The sequence below is a fragment of the Mesorhizobium sp. WSM4844 genome, from assembly GCF_055811775.1.
In genome coordinates, this window is sequence record NZ_JBVVQB010000090.1 from 1 (window position 1) to 17488 (window position 17488).

Consider the following 17488-nt stretch of genomic DNA (forward strand, 5'->3'; position numbering starts at 1 on the left):
GGTTGGTGGTTGGCGAAATCATTGATGAAGGCCAATCTCCCTCCTTGTGGGGGAGATGTCCGGCAGGACAGAGGGGGCGCTGTCCCTCGGCGATCAAAGGTTCTGCACCGCAGCACCGCTCCGATGTCACGGAATGGATCTCAGGGTCTGCTCCGCACCCGCGGCGGCCAGTCGCCGATGTGCCATAGGCCGCGCTCCCGCCGCGCTGGAATCATAGCACTGTCAAGCCTCGCTTCGCGGGGCTTTTTTTATGGAGCAAGCCTGATGGCCCGACCCGCAACTGCCGCCGTTCGACTTCTGACCGGCGAACGCGAACCGGTGCGCCTGGCGACCACGGCCAGCATCCTGCTGCATCGCCTGCAGACCATCGACGGCGTGCCGGCTGAGGTCGGCGACCGCGTGCTGGTCAAGGACCAGGCCGACCCGACGCAGAACGGCATCTACACGGTGAGCGAAGGCGAGTGGTTCCGCGCCGCCGACGCCCGCACCGCCCGCACCTTGCAGAGGGGAACGACGGTTCACACCCAGATCGGGTCGGTCAATGCCGGCCGGGTGTTTGAATTCAGCGCCGACGAGCCGGTGGTGGGCCGTGATGCCATCGCCATTGCCCCGTTCGTGCCGCCCGATATTTCGCAGGTGGTCGGTGCGGTGGTGACGCTGCGCGATGAAACGCAGGTGCTGAAGCATGCCACCGAGGCCAGCGCCGGCCAGGCCGCCGCCAGCGCGTCCACCTCCGCTGCCAATGCCGGACAGACCGCCGCCGATGTCGCTTCCACGGCGGCCAACCTGGCCGGCGCCCAGGCGGCACGCGACGCGTCGCTGTATGGCAAGGGCATCTTCCCGACGATCGTAGCCGCGATCGGCTTTGGCGTGGCTGGCTTCAGTGCCCTGGTCGGCGGCGCCGGCGGCACGAACGGCACGTTCGATCTGGCGTTTACCGGCGGCGCCGGTTCTGGCGCCGCAGGCCGCTTCGTTGTCGCTGGCGGTGCTCTGACGATGATCCTGATCACGGCACCCGGTTCCTACACGGTCGCGCCGAGTTTCAGCTTCGCGGCGTCTGCGGGATTGGCCGGCGCAAGTGCGGCGGCGGTTTTGGGCCGGAATGTTGAAGTTGGTGAATACTTCTGGACCGAAATCAGCGATGGCATTCTTGGTATGTACACCGTCGCGGTCGGGCCGGTTGCCGTCGAGACCGGTGTTCGCACGTCGGCAGCGGAAGTTGTCGGCTTGATCGGGTCGCGGACGGTTGGGCCGGTCCTGATCACGGGCTCCGTCGGCGGCACGGCTGTTACCAATACCAGCGCCTATTATTGGCCGGGCTCTCTGTCGGCTGTCGATGAGTTTCTTTCGAGCCTAGAACTAGGCTTCGGCGCTGGGGCAGGAACAATCCATATCGTAATTGCCCAGGTCGAGGGCGATGGCACTTTAACTCTCGTCTCTCAACAAACCATCCCTGTCGTTGCCGGCCCGTCTTCCGTCAACTCGGGTCTCTCGATCCTGAAGCCAGCCGGCAGTGTCATGGGCCTGCAACGGACAGGAGCCGGCACATGGTATTATACGGCGGGGTCCATTCCGAACGGCGAAAGCAAGTGGTTCACGGCGACGGTTCCTACGTCACACACAGCCAAGACCGTCGACTTTGTCAATGGCCCGCAATGGAAAGCCACTTTCACGGGCGAAGTCGGCACAAAGGCGCGTGCAGCCTACGACACCGCAAACGATCTGGTCGACATCGTCGGCACTGAGCAGGTGGTCGGCTGGCCGAACCTGGTCAACACCGGCACGAATACCCCGGCGAACTACAGCGTCGTCATGCAAACGCCAGCGCCGGCCGATGGTTACATCACGGAAATCGATGTCGGTGCCAGCGGGGCCGGCACGGCCAACATTCACGTCGTCCAGGCCAATGGCGATCTAACCGTCAACGTGATCAGCACGCATCAGATCACGTTGGCCAATGGTGTGAGCGAAATCCCCCTCAGCATACCGATTGCAGCGGGGCAGTATCCGGCAATCAGCGGCGGCGGCTACAAGTTTCAGAACAGCGTCAACCCGCAAGGCATCCCCGCATGGATCAGGTCCGGCGTACTGTCGAACGGCGCTGTTGTGGCATCATCGACCCTGCACCGCTATGAGGTTGCGTTCACGATCAAAACTGGCCTCATCGCCGACGCTGCGCGGGCTCTGACAGGCGGCACACAGAACACCGGCATGAACCTGCTGGCGGACGCCGACCCGAATGGCGTCGTTGACGCGACCGCGATCTTTGCCTCGGCCGCTGCTGCCCATCCAAACCCGTATGTGCCGCCCGGCAGCTTCGCGTTGACGGCTATGCCTAAGTGGGGTGACGGTTTTTGGGGACCAGGAAAGCCGTTCGTCGGCGGCCGGAGGTTCTTCTTTCCGGCCCGCCCGTCGCTGTTTAATCTCTATGATGGCTTCCGGGCCAAGATGGCAGAGCATATCGCCAACAACGATGTGCTCTGCTTGATCGCCGATAGCATCGGTCTTTGGGCGTTGGCCAGCAATGGCCCGGCGCATTGGTTTAATCGAGTTACCCAATTTGCCAATCTCGGCATTGCCGATGACGAGCCGGGCATGACGGCGCTGCGGCCAAGCTCCACCTACACGCCGGCCTTCTATGGCGTTGCGACCAGCGGAACCGTCTCGACGGGAACGCGCGGGCCACTTGGCGAAAGCATCATCCTTGCGGATGGCGCGTCCCTGGCGTTCACTGGAGCTTATGAACAGGTCGATGTCCACTACACCCGGGACGCCGGTCAAGGTTCGCTTGCCTTCGCTTTCGACGGTGGCGCGGCGTACAAGACCGTCAATGCTGCCGGCGCTCTGGCGCTCGATCAATATTCCGGCCCGTCGATGACGGGGCAGGCTGCCAGCGGCAATTACACACTGACGGCGGTAGGCGGCCCTGTCGAAATAACCGGGCTTATCCGTCTTGGAATCAAGGTGCCGGGATCCCGTCCTCGACTGCGCTCACTGCGCGCCGCGCATGGGAGCTATACCTTCGCGTCGTTTAATATGGCGCGCCTTACATCAGCAATCGTCCAAGCGAGCTATGCTGGAGGCAAGATCGTGCCGATACTCGCGCTTGGCATCAACGACAGTTTTGGTACCGCGCCGGCTACGATTTCAACGAACATCACTGCGGTGCTTGATACGCTGGAGGCAGCTGCCGCACCTCGCATCCTTGCGATGCCGCCGACGCGCCCGTCTTCGGCCTGGGATGGTAGCTACACTGGAGGGCGGACTTACGACGCGGCGCTTGGCGCTATCCGCCAGACATACCGGTCACGAAACGTGTTGACGATCCCGATTGATGGTTTCGACTATATCGACGCTGGAGCCTATCAAGAGGGGCTTCACTTCAGCGACGTCGGCCATGACAGCAACGCTTTGCGCTTCATCGAATTTGTCGCGGAGAGGGGATAGGCAAATGGCACAGGCAATTCAGCACAAGGGTGAGACGGTAGCCAAACTCCGGGAAGGCGAGGAGTGGGTCGTTGTCGGCACCAAGATCGAGCGGCATGAGCTACCTCACGTCGACACTGTACATGTCGGACGAGCTGCATCCGAGTGCAGCCGGCGCCATGCCACCTATGACGCCGAATGCCTGCGTCATATGGTGCGTCGGGGTCTCTTCGATGCCTAGACTGAAATGGTGGCGTGTGGCAGATGTTCGCAGATGCGTATCTTCTCCACCATTCTCGCTGTTCGCCGCCGCTTTTCGTCTTGGATCGCCACAGGCGCCGCAAGGGAGAATGCCGTCATCGGGCCGCGCACGAAGTTCGGTGCCGGGGCGGAGATCTTCAACATTCATGGCGACAAGTCCCGGGTCTCAATCGGCGCGGACAGCCATCTGGACGGACATCTGCAGGTCTTTGCCCATGAGGGTCGGATCAATATCGATGACTGGTTCTACCTTGGTCCAGGCTCGACGATTTGGTCATCGGATCCGGTGGGGATCAAGATCGGCAAACATGTCCACGTCTCGTGGGGGGTGGCGATCCACGATACCAACTCGCATCCCATGGACCCGCAGAAGCGTTTTGCGCAGATGCAGGCCATCTTTCGCGAAGGCCATCCGCGCGTCGACCCAGGCATCCGCTCAGCACCGATCACAATCGGAGATGATGTCTGGATCGGCAACAGTGCCATGATAATGAAGGGTGTCACGATCGGCGACCGGGCGATAATTTCAGCCGGCTCAATCGTACGGTCGGACGTTCCGGCCGACGCTTTGGTGCGGCCGGACCGCGACCTGGTGAAATGAAATGATGCCTTCGCTCATCAATGAGCGTCGTCCCATCATAGAGCGCCAACCATTCGCTTGCGCCAAGGCGCGGGCGAATGGCAACGGGCTAATGACGGCTGTCTTGCGGCTTGTTGTGAGGCTGGCTGTTCGACCACCAGACAAAATACAGCGAACCCACCTTCATGACCGGCACGCGGCGCTCGCGTTCGCGCCCCCGCAATTCGCGATAGACTTTTACCTTCAAGGTGCCGCCCGGCAGTTTGATGCGCACGGCCATCGGTTCAACTCCGCTGTGCAATTCAATGATGATGTGCGATGCAGCAATTAGAGAACTTCCCCAGCCGAAGAGTCAACCGCCGATGCGCGCGTTTGTTGGCTTGACCGGAAGGGTTCAAGCGCAGCCGCCCGAGGACGGCTTTTTTCGGGCCGTCAAGGCGCTGCCTGAGACCGGTTTGGATCGTCGTCGGGCTGGTCGTTCAACGGACGCGGCCGGTTCGACCACCAGCTGAAATACAGCGAGCCCAGCTTCAGAACCGGGATGCGGCGGGCGCGCTCACGCTCGCGCAACTCCCGATACACCTTCATCTTCAAGGTGCCGCCCGGCAACCTGATACGCACTGCCATTGCTCCCAACCCCCGTTGTGCAATGCAGCGACTTAGAGAGCTTCCGTGGCGGAAGAGTCAAGGGCTGATCATTGATTATTTCCGCGGCTGTTTTCCGGGACCGGTTCCAGAACAGCTTGAGCGGGTGAATGGTGAATGGTGAATGGTGAATGGTAGTAGTGAGTATTGAGTAGTGAGTAGTGAGCAGTGAGTAGAGTGAGAGCACCTTCTTCACTATTCACTATTCACCCACTCCCTTTGGCGGGCGTCCGGACGGACGATCCGAAATGCTGCTCGGCCACCAGACGATGAAATAGTCTCCAAGCCGCCAGACCGGGACCTGGCGCTTCTGCTCGCGGCGGCGCAGCTCGTCCTTTTTCTTGATCTTCAGTGTCCCGCCCGGAAGCCTGATCCTGATTGTCACGCGCCCTCCCGCACCTGTTCCCACAAGGCATGAACGGTTCATGGGAGCAGTTTATTCCGGCTAAGCGGTTTCCATGCCGATGGCAATACGGATCGAGCTGTTCTCAACTGGTCAATGCCGTCAGTTGAAGAAATTCGCCATGCCCTGGAAGGCCAGGAACGCATAGACGATCGGCCCGGCTATCAGCCCGCAATAGAGGCAAAGGATCACCGCCAGCGCGACAAGCAGCGGCTTGTCGCGGCCGACCGCGCAGAGCTCGGCCTTCACCGTCCAGCGCGCCGTTCCTTCGTCTTGCGACATCGGCAAATCCCCACAGTTTGGGGCCATTTCACACAATCGCCTGCAAACATCAACCGGGCGCCTGCAAACATCAACCGGGCGCCTGCAAACATCAACCGGGCGCCTGCAAACATCAAGCTGGCGCCTGCAAACATCAACCTGGGAAAGGACCAAGACCATGGACATGACGTTCAAGGGCGCCGCCAGGCGCCTCGACGATCTCGATCTGCCAAGACTTGGCGCCAGCATCGGCGTCGGCGAGGACGAGATCCACGCCTTTCTCGATGTCGAAACCAGCGGGCATGGCTTCGACGCCCAGGGCCGCCCGGTCATCCTGTTCGAGCCGCATGTGTTTTATCGCAATCTGGCGGGCGCGGCTCGGGCAAAGGCGGTAGCGGCCGGCCTTGCCTATGCCAAATGGGGCGAAAAGCCTTATCCCCGCGACAGCTATCCGCGCCTGAAAGCCGCCTGCGCCATCGATGAGACGGCGGCGCTCAGATCGGCGTCATGGGGGCTCGGCCAGGTGCTCGGCGAGAATTTCAGGGCGGCCGGCTTTCTGACCGTGCAGGCAATGGTCGAAGCCATGATGGCGGACGAGGCGCTGCAGCTGGCGGCGGCGGTCAATTTCATAGCCGCCAACCGGCTCGACGGCAAATTGCGCAAGCATGACTGGGCCGGCTTCGCCAGGGGCTACAACGGCGCATCCTATGCGAAGAACGCCTACGATATCCGGCTTGCCGAGGCATTCCGCAAATGGTCCGGGATCAGGGACACGCCGCCCGCTACGCAGCCTCCGGCGCCGGTTCCGATCCCGCAGCCGCCGCAACCGAAGGGTTTCACGCCCGCCAAGGCAGAACCGGGTAAAGCCGGAGTGTGGCGCGGACCGTTTTCCGGACCGTTGTCCGGATTATGGGCCGCAGTGCTGGCTCCGTTGGTCGCCGCAATCCTCTCCCTGTTTCGAAAGGCCCCCTCCTGGTTTCGAAAGGCAAAGCCATGAACTGGTTCAATACCAACGCCGCGCACAATCTGATCAATGTGCTGATCCTGCTGCTCACCGGCCTGGTCGGCTTCGACTGGACGCTGTTCGGCATCGACGCCGCCCTGGCGCTAAAAATCACCGGGGTGCTGGCCCTGCTCAAGATCCTGATCAATGTCGTGCGCGACGGCGTCGCCGGCCTCGTCAGAAATCAGCCTGCCGTGGAGGGCAATTGAGATGTGGGTGCTTTCCATGCTGGGCGCGCTCGCCGACAACACGACGATCTTGGCGATTTTTGCCGCGCTCGCCGGCGGCATCGGCCTGTTTGTCGCCGGCGGTCGGGCCAACAAGGATGCGGCCAGGCGAGCGGCAGAAAAACTCGTTGCCGTCGAGGAGCGCCTCGAAATGGATCGCGAGGCGACCGATGCCGAACGCGTGGCGCGCGACCTGCCGGACGAAGCCGCACGGCGGGAGGCGATGCGATGGTCAAAGCGCTGATGCTGCTGCCCAAGAGCCTGCTGTTTGGGTGCCTGTTGCCCAAGTGCCTGCTGTTTGGCGGCCTGCTGCTCGCCGGGTGCGCAACGCCGGTTTCACCGGCGCGCCAGGTTTGGTGTGACCACAACCAGCCGCGCCGTGCGTCCGCCGCCGTCGTCGCCGCCATGACGCGGCCGGAGCTCGACGAAATCAATGCCTACAACGGCAAGGGCGCCAGATGGTGCGGGTGGAAGCCATGATACAGGAACTTCTCGACGCGCTCGGCATCAAGGCACCGGTGGTGGTCGCCGGCCTTTCCGGCGGGATTTTGCGAGCCCTGTCGCGCCACCGCTACAAGGTTCGCGAGATGGTGGCGTCGCCGATCTGCGGCGCGCTGGCGGCGGCCTACCTGACCTTGCCGGCGGTGCATTATTTCCGCGCCACCGGCCTGGCGATTCCAGCCAACGACGACACCACGACGCTGGCCGCGGCGTTCCTCATCGGCGTCTCGGCGATGTGGATCTCGGACATCGTCTTCGAAGTGGTGGTCAGGCGGTTCAAACCCGAGAAGGAGGAGTGGCCGGAGAAGGAGGAGTGAGATCGCGGCTGTCTTGTTGCGCCCTCGTGCCGTTGCGCAGGGTGCGGAACCACGGGCGAAGCTGCGCGTTAGGCACGACCTTTGCGAGGATGCAGCATGCCAGCCCGCCCAATCGTCCCGACAGCCGCAGCGATCCTGATCGCCGCCACAAGCATGGCTCACGCCCGGCCGGATACGCGCGCCATGACATGCGAACAGACGCAGCTTCTGATCCAGAGCCGGCGCGCGGTGGTGCTGACCACCGGCCGCAACACCTATGACCGCTATGTCCGCCGGTTCGGCAATGAATGCGACTGGCCCGAAGTGCCTGTCGCCGCCTATGTCAGGACGCTTGACGGTCAATGCCGGGTCCATCGATGCGAGGAACCGGTGTTCGATTTCCCGGACTAGGAGCGCTGTTGCATACAGAACCTTTGATCGCCGAGGGACAGCGCCCCCCTCTGCCCTGCCGGACATCTCCCCCACAAGGAGGGAGATTGGCCTTCATCAATGATTTCGCCAACCACCAACCTTGCAAAAAGGACGCTGTCCGCGAAGCTGCTAATCTCCCCCCAAGTGGGGGAGATGCCAAGTTTTGGCAAAGAGGGCAGGACAGAGGGGGCGCGCAGGATCGCTAACGGAGCGCTTTTATCCTGAACCGCCGCAGCGACCTACGGCAATCCGCCGACGCGCTTGCCAACGCGCCTGCTTGTCCCGGCGATTGTCAGTCCCAACGCCATGCCGGCGCAGTCGGCAACCCAGTCGAACCCATCCAGATCGCGCCCGATCAGTTGCGCGCCCTGAAGCACCTCGATCGCCGCGCCGGTAAAGGCGAGGAGGACAATCAGCCTTGTCCTGTGTTCCGGCCAACCGAGGCTTCCCAGGGCCGCCAGCACGGCGAAGGCGATGGCGTGCTGCAGCTTGTCGTCGTAAAGCGTGACGGCCGTGCCGAGCTCCGGCAAGAACCGCGCCGGCAGAAGCGTGAGCAGGAGAACGCCGGCCAACGTGATCGGAAAAACGATCCTTGCCAGCATCGGAAAAGAATCTAGGCGCAACAAGGTAGAGTCAGTCCTTCATCTGAGAAGCCTGCGAGGTGGATTTGCCGATGATCGCATCAGCGCTTGGGAATTTCAAATCCAGAACCACAAGTCTGTGTTGTAAGAAAGGCCGCCGTCGCTCTTATCGCTGAAAACGACCCCATGCCTGCGAGGGGTTTTGGGTTTTCCCATAAAAAGCCCACTAACATGAAGAAGCCATTAAAGATGCCGGTGGGCCAACGCAACAGGCCAGGTAACGAGAAGAAGCTGGCGGGTCGCCGGTTCCGACATCAGTTTTGCGTCGCCGAGACGCCGGCCAGCCGGGCGAGCGCAACCCTGTCGTCGGGCGTCAGATCAGCAAGGCGGTCGTCGCCCGAAGCGGGCCCATTCGGGTTTTTCGCCGACAGATCTGTGCCTTCGGCGCCTGTGGTTTCACCGCCACCGGCCTGCGCGGCCGGCGCAGAACCCAGCATTTCGGCAGCGCGCTTCGGGTCCTTGGCGAGCATCGCCTGGGCGAGCGCCTTTGCCGTGTTGCTGCGCCAGCCAGTTTCGGCCAGCTGCCGGGCGACCGGGTTGCCCATCTTGGCGATGAAGTCGAACCCGCCCTGCCTGATCGCCTCGAACGTCGCGGCGTCGTCCGGGTCGCTCTGCGCGATGGCATTGAGCTCCGTAGCTTGCGCCTTGGACCATTCGGCCTGCTCATAGTCCTGGCGGCGCGCATATTGCTGTGCGGCCATGCGCGCCGACCCGGCCAATCTCATCGCCTCTTTTTGCCTGATGAACCTGGCGCGTTCACTTTCCGGCATTTTTGGCACGGTGCTGTCGAAGATCTTGTCGAACAGGCCGGGCTTGACGACACCGTTGCGTGCCTGGCCATACATGGCGTCGTGCAGGCCGCGGCCGTCGGCCGGCGCATTCTGGATCGCTTCTTTCTCGGCCTGGGCAATCTGCCCGTTCAGCTCGCGGCCGATGACCTCGGCGTCGAACGCATCCTGCTGCTGCTTCTGCTGCCGGAAACGCTCGGCGACGGCCGAGAGTTCGTCGCCAAAGCCCTGCATCGCGGCGCCGACCGGCGAGCTGTCGGGATAGGAAACCACGCTGCCGCTGTCGAGCCGGCGCTGGGCGAGCTGGAGGGGGATGGTCGCCATCAGTAAAGCCCTCCGCCCGGCGCCGGCGGAAAGGCGCTGTTGCCGAACGTCACCGCTCTGCTCGGGTCGTACAGCCCGGAAAGGCCGGACACGAGATTGCCGCCGGCCCTGAAGATCGAGGCAGCCGCCGCCTGCCTGCCGGAAAAGCGCGAGATGGCGGCCTGCGTGGTCAAATTGTTCTGGCGCAGCTGCGAGCCGTACTGGATCGCCTTGATGTCGAGCTGGCCCTGCCTTGCATTGGCGGCGAGCACCTCGCTCGGTGAGCCTGACAGGGCGACGCCCGAGGCGCCGGCCCAGGCGCGCGCCTGCGACAGCAACAGATCCTGCTTGTGGCGTTCCTGGGCCTGCTCGAAGGCGGCGGCTTGCGCGTCGGTCCGCGCCTGCTGCTCGTAGGCTCTGGCCTGGTAGTCGGCCATCTGCCGCGACTGCTGGCCTTCGACCAGCGCGCCGCCGACCGAGAGAGCCGTGCCGATAAGGGCAAGTGTGCACATGGTCAGCCGCGGCCTCGGCCATGCAGCGAATATCGACCCGCGATGCCTCCGACCGGCGCGCCAAGCGGCGGTCGTGGGTCGAGCGCGCCGCCGGGGCTGAGCAGCGACAAAAGCAGTCTGTCGGCCTGGATCGCTGCCGCGCTGAGACGAGCCGGAGCTGTCGCTCGCAGCCCGGTCACGGCGGCGCGCCGGACGGCGGTCGGGTTGATTTTCAGGTTGGCGACGCCGGCGGCGTCGAGCTGGCTGTTGGCGGTGGCGACGGCACCGCGCAAGGCATCGGCGTCGAACAATTGCTGGCGCAGCTGCTCGACCAGCCAGTGGGCCATGCGCCAGCGCTCGTCGAGGGAAGCGGCGTTTGCCCTGATCTCGTCGGCAAGTGCTGCGATGTCGACGCAGTCTTCGCTTTGCGCGGCGGCACGGCGCTCGTTCGCCGCCTCACGGGTTTTTTCCAGCAGCGCAACGACGGCGTTGGCCTCGGAGAGCGCTATGCGCGCCGCCGCCAGGTCGCCACGGCCGAACATCGCACGACCCTTGGCCTTTTCCAGTTCCAGTTTGCGGGCGGCAGCAGTTTTGAGATCGCAGTCGAGCAAGGCGATGACGGCAGCAAAATCGGCAGCCGTCCGCGCCCTGCCGAGAGCTTCGGCATGGGGGGATGGGGTCATCGAAGCGGGGTCCTTTTAAGGGAGTGATGGAAGGGCTGAGCGCGCAATCTCCCCCTTGGAGGGGGAGATCGGCAGTTTGAACTACGCCTCACTGTCGAACACCGGCGTGAACGCGCGGATGGTGCAAGGCGTCGGGTTGGTGTGGCGGATTCGCACCCGCCCCTGCCCTTCCCAACTGTCGTCGATCGGCACCTCGAGGTTCCCAGTGAACTGGTTTGCCGCACTGTCAGGCGTCACGACTGAAGGGATGCGAACCGGCTCCCACCGCCCACGCTGCATGGAAGTAATCTTCAGCCCGGTCGTGTCGGTCTCAAACAGCGACAGAATGACTTTTGCGACTTTCTTGCGCCGGCCGACGATCGAGCCATCCCTGCCGCCGACATCGAGTTCGAGTGTGTCGGCTCCGGCTTCGTAGGGCAGACCTACCTGCCATTTGGCGGCAGTCGCACCACCAGGCAGGGAAACCGCCCCGGCGGCCACCGTGAGGCCATGATAGACGATACCATCCGCCAGGGCGTCGACAGTCTCGCCGTTGAGATGGGTAAGTCCTGTGACCGTTGCTGTGGCCACACCGCTGTAGGTCAGACCGCAATCAACCTCGAAGGCATCGGCGACCTCACCATATTCGAATGGCACGGTCTTGACTTCGATATAACGCTTGGTTGCCCCGCCGATGGTGCGCTTGACGATCAGCCACAGATCGTCATTGCCGTCCTGCCCAGGCGTGACCACGGCGCTCTCGACGATGCCCCAGTCGGAACCTGAGAAAGACCCGGCGATGCGATGCCGGTGCATGCCGCGGACTTCCTGCGAAGGCTGGTGGGTGTAGCCGCCAAGCTCGCCATTATCCAGCGGGAACCACAGCAGCGGGTCGGGATCGGTCTGGAATGCCAGTTCGACGACACCCTGCTTCGGGATATGCTCGGAAACCTGCCCGACATCCTCCGAGGTGAATTTTCCAGTCGCGCTCTGGGTCAGTTCGGCAATCGATTTGCGCGACCTAGTGACGAACAGGAACGATTGCCCGGCGTCGACTGGACGCAGCGGCGCACAGCCAAAGGTGCGCGAGCGGCGGTTTTTGAACGATGACGGCGTCAGCGCTTCGTCGATGCCGGAGCCCGACAGCGCCCGGATGCCGCCAAGGGTGCCAATGATCAGCGCCCCATCCGATTCCGCAATCCATGTGATGTCATTGGCCTGCCCGCCGCCGGCCTGGAGGAACTCAAGCGCGTCGTCATCTTCCTCGCCAGTAGCGAAATTCTCGAAATCGCCGGTTGCCGAGGCATAGACCGAGAATTTGCGGCTGAAGGCCAGACGCTCCTCGTACAGCGAACCGGATTGAACATACTTGCCGGGAACGAAGGTGCCGAGGCGCCAGCGGGCGATCGGGCTGAGATTGGGAAGTGCATGGCCGTACAGCCTGATCTGGACGACCGTCGTGCTGGCGCGGCTCGTGATGCGCGCCCAGCGCCAGACGGCATCCGAGCCGAGCAGCCGAATAGCGCGACCGACATCGCTGGTCTGGAAACCCGTCCCGTCATTGATGCCGACGATCGAGGACGCCGTGAGATCGAATGGCGTCTGTGTATCGCCATCCTCGTGCCAGCCCATCTCGGCTATGTCCATGTTGTCGTCGCCTTCGGATCCGTTGAGCACTATCCGATAGGACTGATAGGCGGTCTCGTTCTGGAACTCATAAAACCGCACCTCGCCGCGCGACCAGCCGGTTTCCGCCGTCCGGCTGTCAAGCGAGATCCAGTTGGTGCCATCGAAGCCCTGGAAATCCCATGACACCGGTGCTCTGGAGCCGCCGTTCGCCCTAGTCTGTATCCAGTAAGCGTCGCACACTTTTGTCACGGTGCCTGCAAAATCATAGGACACGTCGCCGGTGGTCGTACCCAACGTTATGACTGTCTTGTTGTCACGGTCGAACGCGAGATATGCGGTGCCGGCGCTGGATGAAGCGGTGCCGGTTGGCAGCGTATTGCTGGTCATCGCCGGATGAACGGCGCCTGTCTCGGCCGGCGTCAGCGTGGTCGCGCTTGTGTTGATGTCGTCATAGGGGCCGTCGAGAAAGACGAACTCGGCCAGCGTCCATGTGGTGTGCGCCGTGCGGGTGAGAACGTGCGGCAGGTAATCCTTATGGACAATCCACATCTGATCAGCCGACTGGACGAATTGCAGGTCGAACAGGTCAGCCTCCAGGTATGGCGTCACCACTTCGACCACCCCGACGCGGGCGCCATAGGCATGGACGCGGATGTAGAGATCGCCGAATTCGAGCGCATAGGCCTGGTTCGCCGAGAAGATGAACGGGATCAGCCGCGTCGCTTTGGAAGAATCCCTCACCTCGGCGCAGAAATAGGTGCCGCCGCGCTTGCGGATGCCACCATGGGGAAGCGTCAAAAAGTTTTCGCAGCGGGAGAGCGCGGCCCTGTATAGGTCGAGCGAGGCGCGTGCGTGCAATCGCGGTGAGATTTCGCCACGGACGAAGGTGTCCTGGATGGGATAGAGCATCGTCATCAGGCGCGCCGGAACCGGTTGTCGCCGCGCTGGACCGCCCAGGACGACGTTGAAAACCTGCCGCCACGCTGGATGGCGTTGGCGTGGAACGCCGCGTCCAGCGCCGCGCTATAGGCACCGCGGGCGATGTCGATCATGCCCGCCTTGTGGGTCAGCGGATGCGCGATCTTGACGGCAAGCGCTGCAACCAGCACTTCGGTGAACGTCGCGTCCCAGTCGTTCGGATCGGTGAGGTTGGCGACGTAGCGGATGATCAGCGGCCCCGATCGGTCGCAATAGATCAAGCCGGCTTCCTGGCGCCACGCGATCGGCACGCCATCCGGCTCGCCATTGTGGGTCAGCGGCAAAGGCCGCAGGCAGTCCACGGGCAATTCATAGGCAAAGTTCAGCGTGCCCGCGCCACTGCCGGTATCGAATCCGGCGACGGCGGCCGCCAAAATTGCAAACACCCAGGCATGTTTCATCAGCTCCGCCTCGCGGGTCAGGTCGAAATGCAGGTTGAGCAGGCGGGCCGGTTTGACATCCTGGTCAATGCTGTCGATAGGCGCCTCGTCGAGGACGCCAAGCGCCATGTTGGCGATGTCGAGCGGGGTGATGGCCATGGTTTTGGCCTCCATCTGTGTGGATTGGGAATTTGTGGGGCATGGTGGGTGGATTGTGGGGAAGGTCGCGTTCCGTCGCGCCCCCCTCTGCCCTGCCGGGCATCTCCCCCACGAGGGGGAAATTGGATGTCGCGTTGGCTTTCGCCAATCGCCAACGTTGAAGAAAGGGCGTTGTCGGTGAAGCTGCCGATCTCCCCCCAAGTCGGGGAGATGTCCGGCAGGACAGAGGGGGCGCGACGGACGCGACCGTTGGAAAACTGGTGGGCGTTCCCATCATCGCCGCGCAACGCGGCGATGACATCCTGCGGCGTCAGCCGAAGTGTGCGCTCGTCGGCCGCCCGCGCGACTTGGCAAAGACGCTTGCTGGCAATCTTTCGGCAGCTCTCGCCATCGCCAAACCCCGCTCAAGCGCATCCTCGAGGCTTGTCGTGTAGTAGGCGGTGTTTTCCAGACCGCTGAAGAAGTTGATGCGGTGAAGTTCGCCCTTTTTGCTTATGACAATGCCGGCTTTTCGAAGCACATCCTGAACTGCCTTGTAGGTCATATTCATGCTTACCCTCCCTTGCAAAGACAAGGCAGCATCGCCCTCTTGTGTAACCGTTTGGTGGCGGCGATTGATCAATGTGCAACAACAACAAACTTGGGGCAGCACGGCGCGCGAATTTGGGATGCGCCACATCGGCCGACCCGGTGTCCAGAAGAGCGGGACTCCGACGCCCCGCCCCCGCCCCTTCCGCTCAGGCCTCGGTCGTCTTCAGCGCGATGAACGTCATGTGCTTGACGCTCGACGCCGTGCGGTCCCAGTTCGCCGCCAGGGCCAGCTCGGCATCGGTGGCGAATTCGCCGGCCGTCGACGCGTCGAGGAAGCGGGTGCCGGGCACATGCGGGACGAAATGCCGGCGGGCGACCATTTCGGTGACGCCGCCGCCATGACCCTGGCGCGGCTTGCGATCGAACTCCAGCGGCCCGCCCTCGGTATTGACCGGCAGCTCGTTCCACAGGATTGCCTTGTCCTTGAACATGAACGCCGTGTAGACGCCCGAGGCGACCGGGATGTCGTCGTCGATGACCGCCCGCAGCCCCATATAGTAGGGGATCAGCGGCCCGCCCTGCTCGGACGGCGGCACATAGTCGATGAGGTTGGCGAGCTTCAGCGCCTTCATCTGCTTGGAGTGCATCCAGATCGTCTTGAACTTGTCGGCGCGGTCGCCCATCAGATAGGCGGCTTCGATGATGTCGGTGTCGACGATGGAGGCGCCGGTGATGCGGACGAGGTCGCCGGCATCATTGGCGAGGTTGTCGGCCAGCACCCCTTTCAGGATGCCGAGCAGCGTCAGCTTGTTGGCGCGCTGCCAGTAGTCGGTCTGGCGGCGCACGATCAGCTTCTGCGGGTCGTCGCCGGCCAGGATCGAGGTCAGGTCCGGAATGCCCCACGCCTGGGCGCGGACATTGCGGGCGGCGACCTCGCGGCGCGCGCCGATCTTCTTCATCTCGATCGAGTCGGCCGGATCGTCATTGACCGGCTCGGACGGATCGTTGCCGAGATCCTTCCAGCCTGGCATGTCGACGGAACGCCCGCCCATGGAGAGCTTCGAGGCGATGGCCGGGTCGGAAAACAGGATCCCGGCCTGGTAGATCTCGAGCGACTGGACATGCTCCTCGAACGAGTATTGTGCGTAGACGGACGGAACGATCGCGTCCGCGATACGGGTATAGGCGTCTGCCATTTTTTCTTTCCTTCAGGGTTTGATGGGCGGGGAAGGTGTGTTGAGATTCAGGTCAGGCCGAGCCGTCGTTTGCAGGCCGGCATCACCTGAATATCGACACAGCTTTAGAGAGGGTTGTTCGGTACCCACAGATCGGGGTTTTCGCCCGCCTCGCGTGCCAACCGCCGGGCGCGGACAGGGTCGCTTCTGACGAGGGCCGAGATATCGGTCAGGTTGCGTTCGCCGGCGGCGTTGCGCTTGAACGGATTGCCTCCGCTCAAGGGCGCGCCGCCGTCGATCGTGTCCTCCCTGAACATCGCCTCGCCAATGGCTTGGAACGCCTTGGCGATCTGCGGATCGGTCAAGGCGCCGTCAGGCAGGAGGATGCCCTTCGCCTTGTAGGCATCGACTAGGCCGAGCTTCTTCATCGCCCGGTTGGCGACCTCCAGTCGCTGGCGAAAGCCGTCGCTGTCGGTCGGTCCCCAGTCCCGGACCAGGTCGTCGTGAGTGGCCTCGACCGAACGGGCAACGGCGATCTGCTGCAACTTGGCCTGTTCGGCCATGTAGCCGACGAAGCGGTCGTGATAGGCCTGCGCCACCTTGGGCGTGGCGCCGGCCTCGACCGCCCACGCCTTTGACGCGTTGGCGAGTTCGTCCGAATAGGCGAAGCCTTCGGGAAGCCCGTCGGGGCGCCTGTACTCGACCTTGTCGGGCGATGTGAGCGGGCGCATCGCCTCAGGCAGCCGGGCATGGAACCTGTCCCAGTCTTCCGCAGCTGCGTCCGCTGCGGGAATGCGCAGGCTTTCGCCCTGCTGCCGTTCCAGCTCGGCATAGGATGTGAGAACCCGGTCGAGGCTTTCAGGCTTGGTCCAGCCCTTGGTTTCAGCGAGCTTGCGGTTGCCTTCGGAAAGACCGTCAAACCAACTTTCTGCAGCCGGCGGGGCGGACCCGTTGTCCCCGGCGGCCGGTAGCCGTGCAAGGTTGCCCGCCGGTGGCGACGCCACCACGGACCCGGCGTCTGCCAGATCTGTCATGAGAAAGATTCCTTCTTGTTGTTTGCAAATGGAAACGAGCACTGGCCAGTTCAGCCGGGCGTGTTATTGGATTGTTGAGGGATCGGCTGGACGCGGCGGAATCGTTGCGGCCGCAGCCTGATTCTTTTCGACAGAACCTGGCCCTATCGTCTTATTCGAATATGATCTTTCAGAACCGGAGGCACGCACCGTCAAGACGAAAGAAACCATGTCGCATTTCGTGACAAGCGGTTGCCGCGGTTCCGCCGCAATGCAACCGCACTTGGCAAACACTTGGCAAAACCAGCCAGTGTATTAGTTCATAGGCTTCAACGGAGTATCAGACGATGACCATGTACAAAGCCATTGCCGCCCTGCTTGTGACTGCCGCGCTGGCAGGATGTGCACAGACCGAAGGCCAGCAAAGAGCCACCACGGGGGCCCTGGTCGGCGGCGCTGGCGGCGCTCTCGTCGGTCAGGCCCTGGGCCGCGACACCAAGAGCACGGTCATCGGCGCAGCCAGCGGCGCCCTGCTGGGGGCGGTCGTCGGCAGCGCGACGACGCCACAGCGGCGCGGCGAACAGCTCTGCCGCTATCAGGACCGCTACGGCCGCATCTACACCGCCCGGTGCGACGACCGCTACTACCGCGGCGATTATTGAGAGATAGCGCTGGCGCTGGTCTTCCCTTCTCCCACAAGGGG

General features: G+C 63.1%; 23 protein-coding genes. 10 read left to right on the forward strand and 13 right to left on the reverse strand.

Annotation, left to right across the window (positions count from 1 at the left end; translation table 11 throughout):
* Positions 1-264 precede the first annotated feature (264 nt).
* From AC0L2A_RS34480 to AC0L2A_RS34490, 3 genes are read left to right on the forward strand one after another with little or no spacing between them, the layout of a single operon-like run.
* Positions 265-3447, forward strand: a complete 3183-nt coding sequence (locus AC0L2A_RS34480) for an SGNH/GDSL hydrolase family protein (protein WP_473612647.1) — start codon at positions 265-267, stop codon at positions 3445-3447.
* A 4-nt stretch (positions 3448-3451) separates the two neighbouring features.
* A complete protein-coding gene (locus tag AC0L2A_RS34485) occupies positions 3452-3667 on the forward strand; it encodes a hypothetical protein (protein ID WP_473612648.1) in 216 nt (71 codons plus the stop codon).
* Positions 3668-3700: 33 nt separating this feature from the next.
* Positions 3701-4288: an acyltransferase gene (locus AC0L2A_RS34490; protein ID WP_287208102.1), complete on the forward strand. Its 588-nt coding sequence runs from the start codon at positions 3701-3703 to the stop codon at positions 4286-4288.
* An 88-nt stretch (positions 4289-4376) separates the two neighbouring features.
* On the opposite strand, the gene AC0L2A_RS34495 is transcribed toward AC0L2A_RS34490, so the two are convergent.
* From AC0L2A_RS34495 to AC0L2A_RS34510, 4 genes are all read right to left on the reverse strand, one after another.
* Positions 4377-4547: a hypothetical protein gene (locus tag AC0L2A_RS34495; protein ID WP_023798595.1), complete on the reverse strand. Its 171-nt coding sequence runs from the start codon at positions 4545-4547 to the stop codon at positions 4377-4379.
* Positions 4548-4699: 152 nt separating this feature from the next.
* A complete protein-coding gene (locus tag AC0L2A_RS34500) occupies positions 4700-4894 on the reverse strand; it encodes a hypothetical protein (protein WP_128170507.1) in 195 nt (64 codons plus the stop codon).
* Positions 4895-5114: 220 nt separating this feature from the next.
* Positions 5115-5297 carry a hypothetical protein gene (locus AC0L2A_RS34505; protein ID WP_023798597.1) on the reverse strand — a complete coding sequence of 61 codons (183 nt, stop codon included), beginning with the start codon at positions 5295-5297 and terminating at the stop codon, positions 5115-5117.
* Between the two features lie 120 nt (positions 5298-5417).
* Positions 5418-5597 carry a hypothetical protein gene (locus tag AC0L2A_RS34510; protein WP_091599061.1) on the reverse strand — a complete coding sequence of 60 codons (180 nt, stop codon included), beginning with the start codon at positions 5595-5597 and terminating at the stop codon, positions 5418-5420.
* A gap of 157 nt (positions 5598-5754) precedes the next feature.
* Between AC0L2A_RS34510 and AC0L2A_RS34515 the strand changes: the two genes are divergently transcribed.
* The 6 genes from AC0L2A_RS34515 to AC0L2A_RS34540 all read left to right on the forward strand — a co-directional run bounded on the left by AC0L2A_RS34515 (position 5755) and on the right by AC0L2A_RS34540 (position 8014).
* On the forward strand, positions 5755-6573 hold the full coding sequence (locus AC0L2A_RS34515; RefSeq protein WP_473612649.1) for an N-acetylmuramidase family protein: 819 nt from the start codon (positions 5755-5757) through the stop codon (positions 6571-6573).
* The gene (locus AC0L2A_RS34520) at positions 6570-6788 is read left to right on the forward strand and encodes a hypothetical protein (protein ID WP_023798600.1); all 219 of its coding nucleotides are present in this window, start codon (positions 6570-6572) and stop codon (positions 6786-6788) included. Before AC0L2A_RS34515 ends, AC0L2A_RS34520 begins: the two co-directional genes overlap by 4 nt.
* A 1-nt stretch (position 6789) precedes the next feature.
* Entirely contained in the window at positions 6790-7050 is a 261-nt protein-coding gene (locus AC0L2A_RS34525; protein WP_473612651.1) for a hypothetical protein, read from the forward strand.
* Positions 7035-7286, forward strand: coding sequence for a hypothetical protein (locus AC0L2A_RS34530; protein ID WP_287073200.1), 252 nt, complete (start codon positions 7035-7037; stop codon positions 7284-7286). The genes AC0L2A_RS34525 and AC0L2A_RS34530 overlap by 16 nt, the downstream gene beginning before the upstream one ends.
* Positions 7265-7624, forward strand: coding sequence for a hypothetical protein (locus AC0L2A_RS34535; RefSeq protein WP_473612652.1), 360 nt, complete (start codon positions 7265-7267; stop codon positions 7622-7624). The genes AC0L2A_RS34530 and AC0L2A_RS34535 overlap by 22 nt, the downstream gene beginning before the upstream one ends.
* 96 nt (positions 7625-7720) lie before the next feature.
* Positions 7721-8014: a hypothetical protein gene (locus tag AC0L2A_RS34540; RefSeq protein WP_473612653.1), complete on the forward strand. Its 294-nt coding sequence runs from the start codon at positions 7721-7723 to the stop codon at positions 8012-8014.
* A 260-nt stretch (positions 8015-8274) separates the two neighbouring features.
* Here AC0L2A_RS34540 and AC0L2A_RS34545 read toward each other — a convergent pair whose 3' ends face one another.
* The 9 genes from AC0L2A_RS34545 to AC0L2A_RS34585 form a co-directional block, all read right to left on the reverse strand.
* A complete protein-coding gene (locus tag AC0L2A_RS34545) occupies positions 8275-8637 on the reverse strand; it encodes a VanZ family protein (RefSeq protein ID WP_023797892.1) in 363 nt (120 codons plus the stop codon).
* Positions 8638-8930: 293 nt separating this feature from the next.
* Positions 8931-9788, reverse strand: a complete 858-nt coding sequence (locus tag AC0L2A_RS34550) for a hypothetical protein (RefSeq protein ID WP_473612655.1) — start codon at positions 9786-9788, stop codon at positions 8931-8933.
* Positions 9788-10279 (reverse strand): hypothetical protein, encoded by a 492-nt coding sequence (locus AC0L2A_RS34555; protein ID WP_473612656.1) that lies wholly within the window; start codon positions 10277-10279, stop codon positions 9788-9790. The genes AC0L2A_RS34550 and AC0L2A_RS34555 overlap by 1 nt, the downstream gene beginning before the upstream one ends.
* 2 nt (positions 10280-10281) lie before the next feature.
* On the reverse strand, positions 10282-10941 hold the full coding sequence (locus tag AC0L2A_RS34560; protein ID WP_473612657.1) for a hypothetical protein: 660 nt from the start codon (positions 10939-10941) through the stop codon (positions 10282-10284).
* A gap of 81 nt (positions 10942-11022) precedes the next feature.
* Positions 11023-13464 carry a phage tail protein gene (locus tag AC0L2A_RS34565; RefSeq protein WP_473612659.1) on the reverse strand — a complete coding sequence of 814 codons (2442 nt, stop codon included), beginning with the start codon at positions 13462-13464 and terminating at the stop codon, positions 11023-11025.
* Positions 13464-14066, reverse strand: coding sequence for a phage connector family protein (locus AC0L2A_RS34570; RefSeq protein ID WP_473612660.1), 603 nt, complete (start codon positions 14064-14066; stop codon positions 13464-13466). The genes AC0L2A_RS34565 and AC0L2A_RS34570 overlap by 1 nt, the downstream gene beginning before the upstream one ends.
* A 310-nt stretch (positions 14067-14376) precedes the next feature.
* Entirely contained in the window at positions 14377-14745 is a 369-nt protein-coding gene (locus tag AC0L2A_RS34575) for a hypothetical protein (RefSeq protein ID WP_473612661.1), read from the reverse strand.
* Positions 14746-14803: 58 nt separating this feature from the next.
* A complete protein-coding gene (locus tag AC0L2A_RS34580; RefSeq protein ID WP_473612663.1) occupies positions 14804-15793 on the reverse strand; it encodes a Coat protein in 990 nt (329 codons plus the stop codon).
* Between the two features lie 104 nt (positions 15794-15897).
* Positions 15898-16806, reverse strand: a complete 909-nt coding sequence (locus AC0L2A_RS34585; RefSeq protein ID WP_473612664.1) for a hypothetical protein — start codon at positions 16804-16806, stop codon at positions 15898-15900.
* Positions 16807-17132: 326 nt separating this feature from the next.
* Between AC0L2A_RS34585 and AC0L2A_RS34590 the strand changes: the two genes are divergently transcribed.
* A complete protein-coding gene (locus AC0L2A_RS34590) occupies positions 17133-17447 on the forward strand; it encodes a YMGG-like glycine zipper-containing protein (protein ID WP_027154393.1) in 315 nt (104 codons plus the stop codon).
* Positions 17448-17488 lie beyond the last annotated feature (41 nt).

Excerpts from the sequence above, each read along its gene's own strand:
- AC0L2A_RS34575 (WP_473612661.1), bottom strand. The coding sequence starts at position 14,745 with ATGTGGCGCATCCCAAATTCGCGCGCCGTGCTGCCCCAAGTTTGTTGT.
- AC0L2A_RS34540 (WP_473612653.1), top strand. The coding sequence starts at position 7,721 with ATGCCAGCCCGCCCAATCGTCCCGACAGCCGCAGCGATCCTGATCGCC.
- AC0L2A_RS34545 (WP_023797892.1), bottom strand. The coding sequence starts at position 8,637 with ATGCTGGCAAGGATCGTTTTTCCGATCACGTTGGCCGGCGTTCTCCTG.
- AC0L2A_RS34555 (WP_473612656.1), bottom strand. The coding sequence starts at position 10,279 with ATGTGCACACTTGCCCTTATCGGCACGGCTCTCTCGGTCGGCGGCGCG.
- AC0L2A_RS34590 (WP_027154393.1), top strand. The coding sequence starts at position 17,133 with ATGACCATGTACAAAGCCATTGCCGCCCTGCTTGTGACTGCCGCGCTG.
- AC0L2A_RS34515 (WP_473612649.1), top strand. The coding sequence starts at position 5,755 with ATGGACATGACGTTCAAGGGCGCCGCCAGGCGCCTCGACGATCTCGAT.
- AC0L2A_RS34480 (WP_473612647.1), top strand. The coding sequence starts at position 265 with ATGGCCCGACCCGCAACTGCCGCCGTTCGACTTCTGACCGGCGAACGC.
- AC0L2A_RS34500 (WP_128170507.1), bottom strand. The coding sequence starts at position 4,894 with ATGGCAGTGCGTATCAGGTTGCCGGGCGGCACCTTGAAGATGAAGGTG.
- AC0L2A_RS34530 (WP_287073200.1), top strand. The coding sequence starts at position 7,035 with ATGGTCAAAGCGCTGATGCTGCTGCCCAAGAGCCTGCTGTTTGGGTGC.
- AC0L2A_RS34570 (WP_473612660.1), bottom strand. The coding sequence starts at position 14,066 with ATGGCCATCACCCCGCTCGACATCGCCAACATGGCGCTTGGCGTCCTC.
- AC0L2A_RS34495 (WP_023798595.1), bottom strand. The coding sequence starts at position 4,547 with ATGGCCGTGCGCATCAAACTGCCGGGCGGCACCTTGAAGGTAAAAGTC.
- AC0L2A_RS34485 (WP_473612648.1), top strand. The coding sequence starts at position 3,452 with ATGGCACAGGCAATTCAGCACAAGGGTGAGACGGTAGCCAAACTCCGG.
- AC0L2A_RS34490 (WP_287208102.1), top strand. The coding sequence starts at position 3,701 with ATGCGTATCTTCTCCACCATTCTCGCTGTTCGCCGCCGCTTTTCGTCT.
- AC0L2A_RS34585 (WP_473612664.1), bottom strand. The coding sequence starts at position 16,806 with ATGACAGATCTGGCAGACGCCGGGTCCGTGGTGGCGTCGCCACCGGCG.
- AC0L2A_RS34525 (WP_473612651.1), top strand. The coding sequence starts at position 6,790 with ATGTGGGTGCTTTCCATGCTGGGCGCGCTCGCCGACAACACGACGATC.
- AC0L2A_RS34535 (WP_473612652.1), top strand. The coding sequence starts at position 7,265 with ATGGTGCGGGTGGAAGCCATGATACAGGAACTTCTCGACGCGCTCGGC.
- AC0L2A_RS34560 (WP_473612657.1), bottom strand. The coding sequence starts at position 10,941 with ATGACCCCATCCCCCCATGCCGAAGCTCTCGGCAGGGCGCGGACGGCT.
- AC0L2A_RS34580 (WP_473612663.1), bottom strand. The coding sequence starts at position 15,793 with ATGGCAGACGCCTATACCCGTATCGCGGACGCGATCGTTCCGTCCGTC.
- AC0L2A_RS34550 (WP_473612655.1), bottom strand. The coding sequence starts at position 9,788 with ATGGCGACCATCCCCCTCCAGCTCGCCCAGCGCCGGCTCGACAGCGGC.
- AC0L2A_RS34510 (WP_091599061.1), bottom strand. The coding sequence starts at position 5,597 with ATGTCGCAAGACGAAGGAACGGCGCGCTGGACGGTGAAGGCCGAGCTC.
- AC0L2A_RS34565 (WP_473612659.1), bottom strand. The coding sequence starts at position 13,464 with ATGACGATGCTCTATCCCATCCAGGACACCTTCGTCCGTGGCGAAATC.
- AC0L2A_RS34520 (WP_023798600.1), top strand. The coding sequence starts at position 6,570 with ATGAACTGGTTCAATACCAACGCCGCGCACAATCTGATCAATGTGCTG.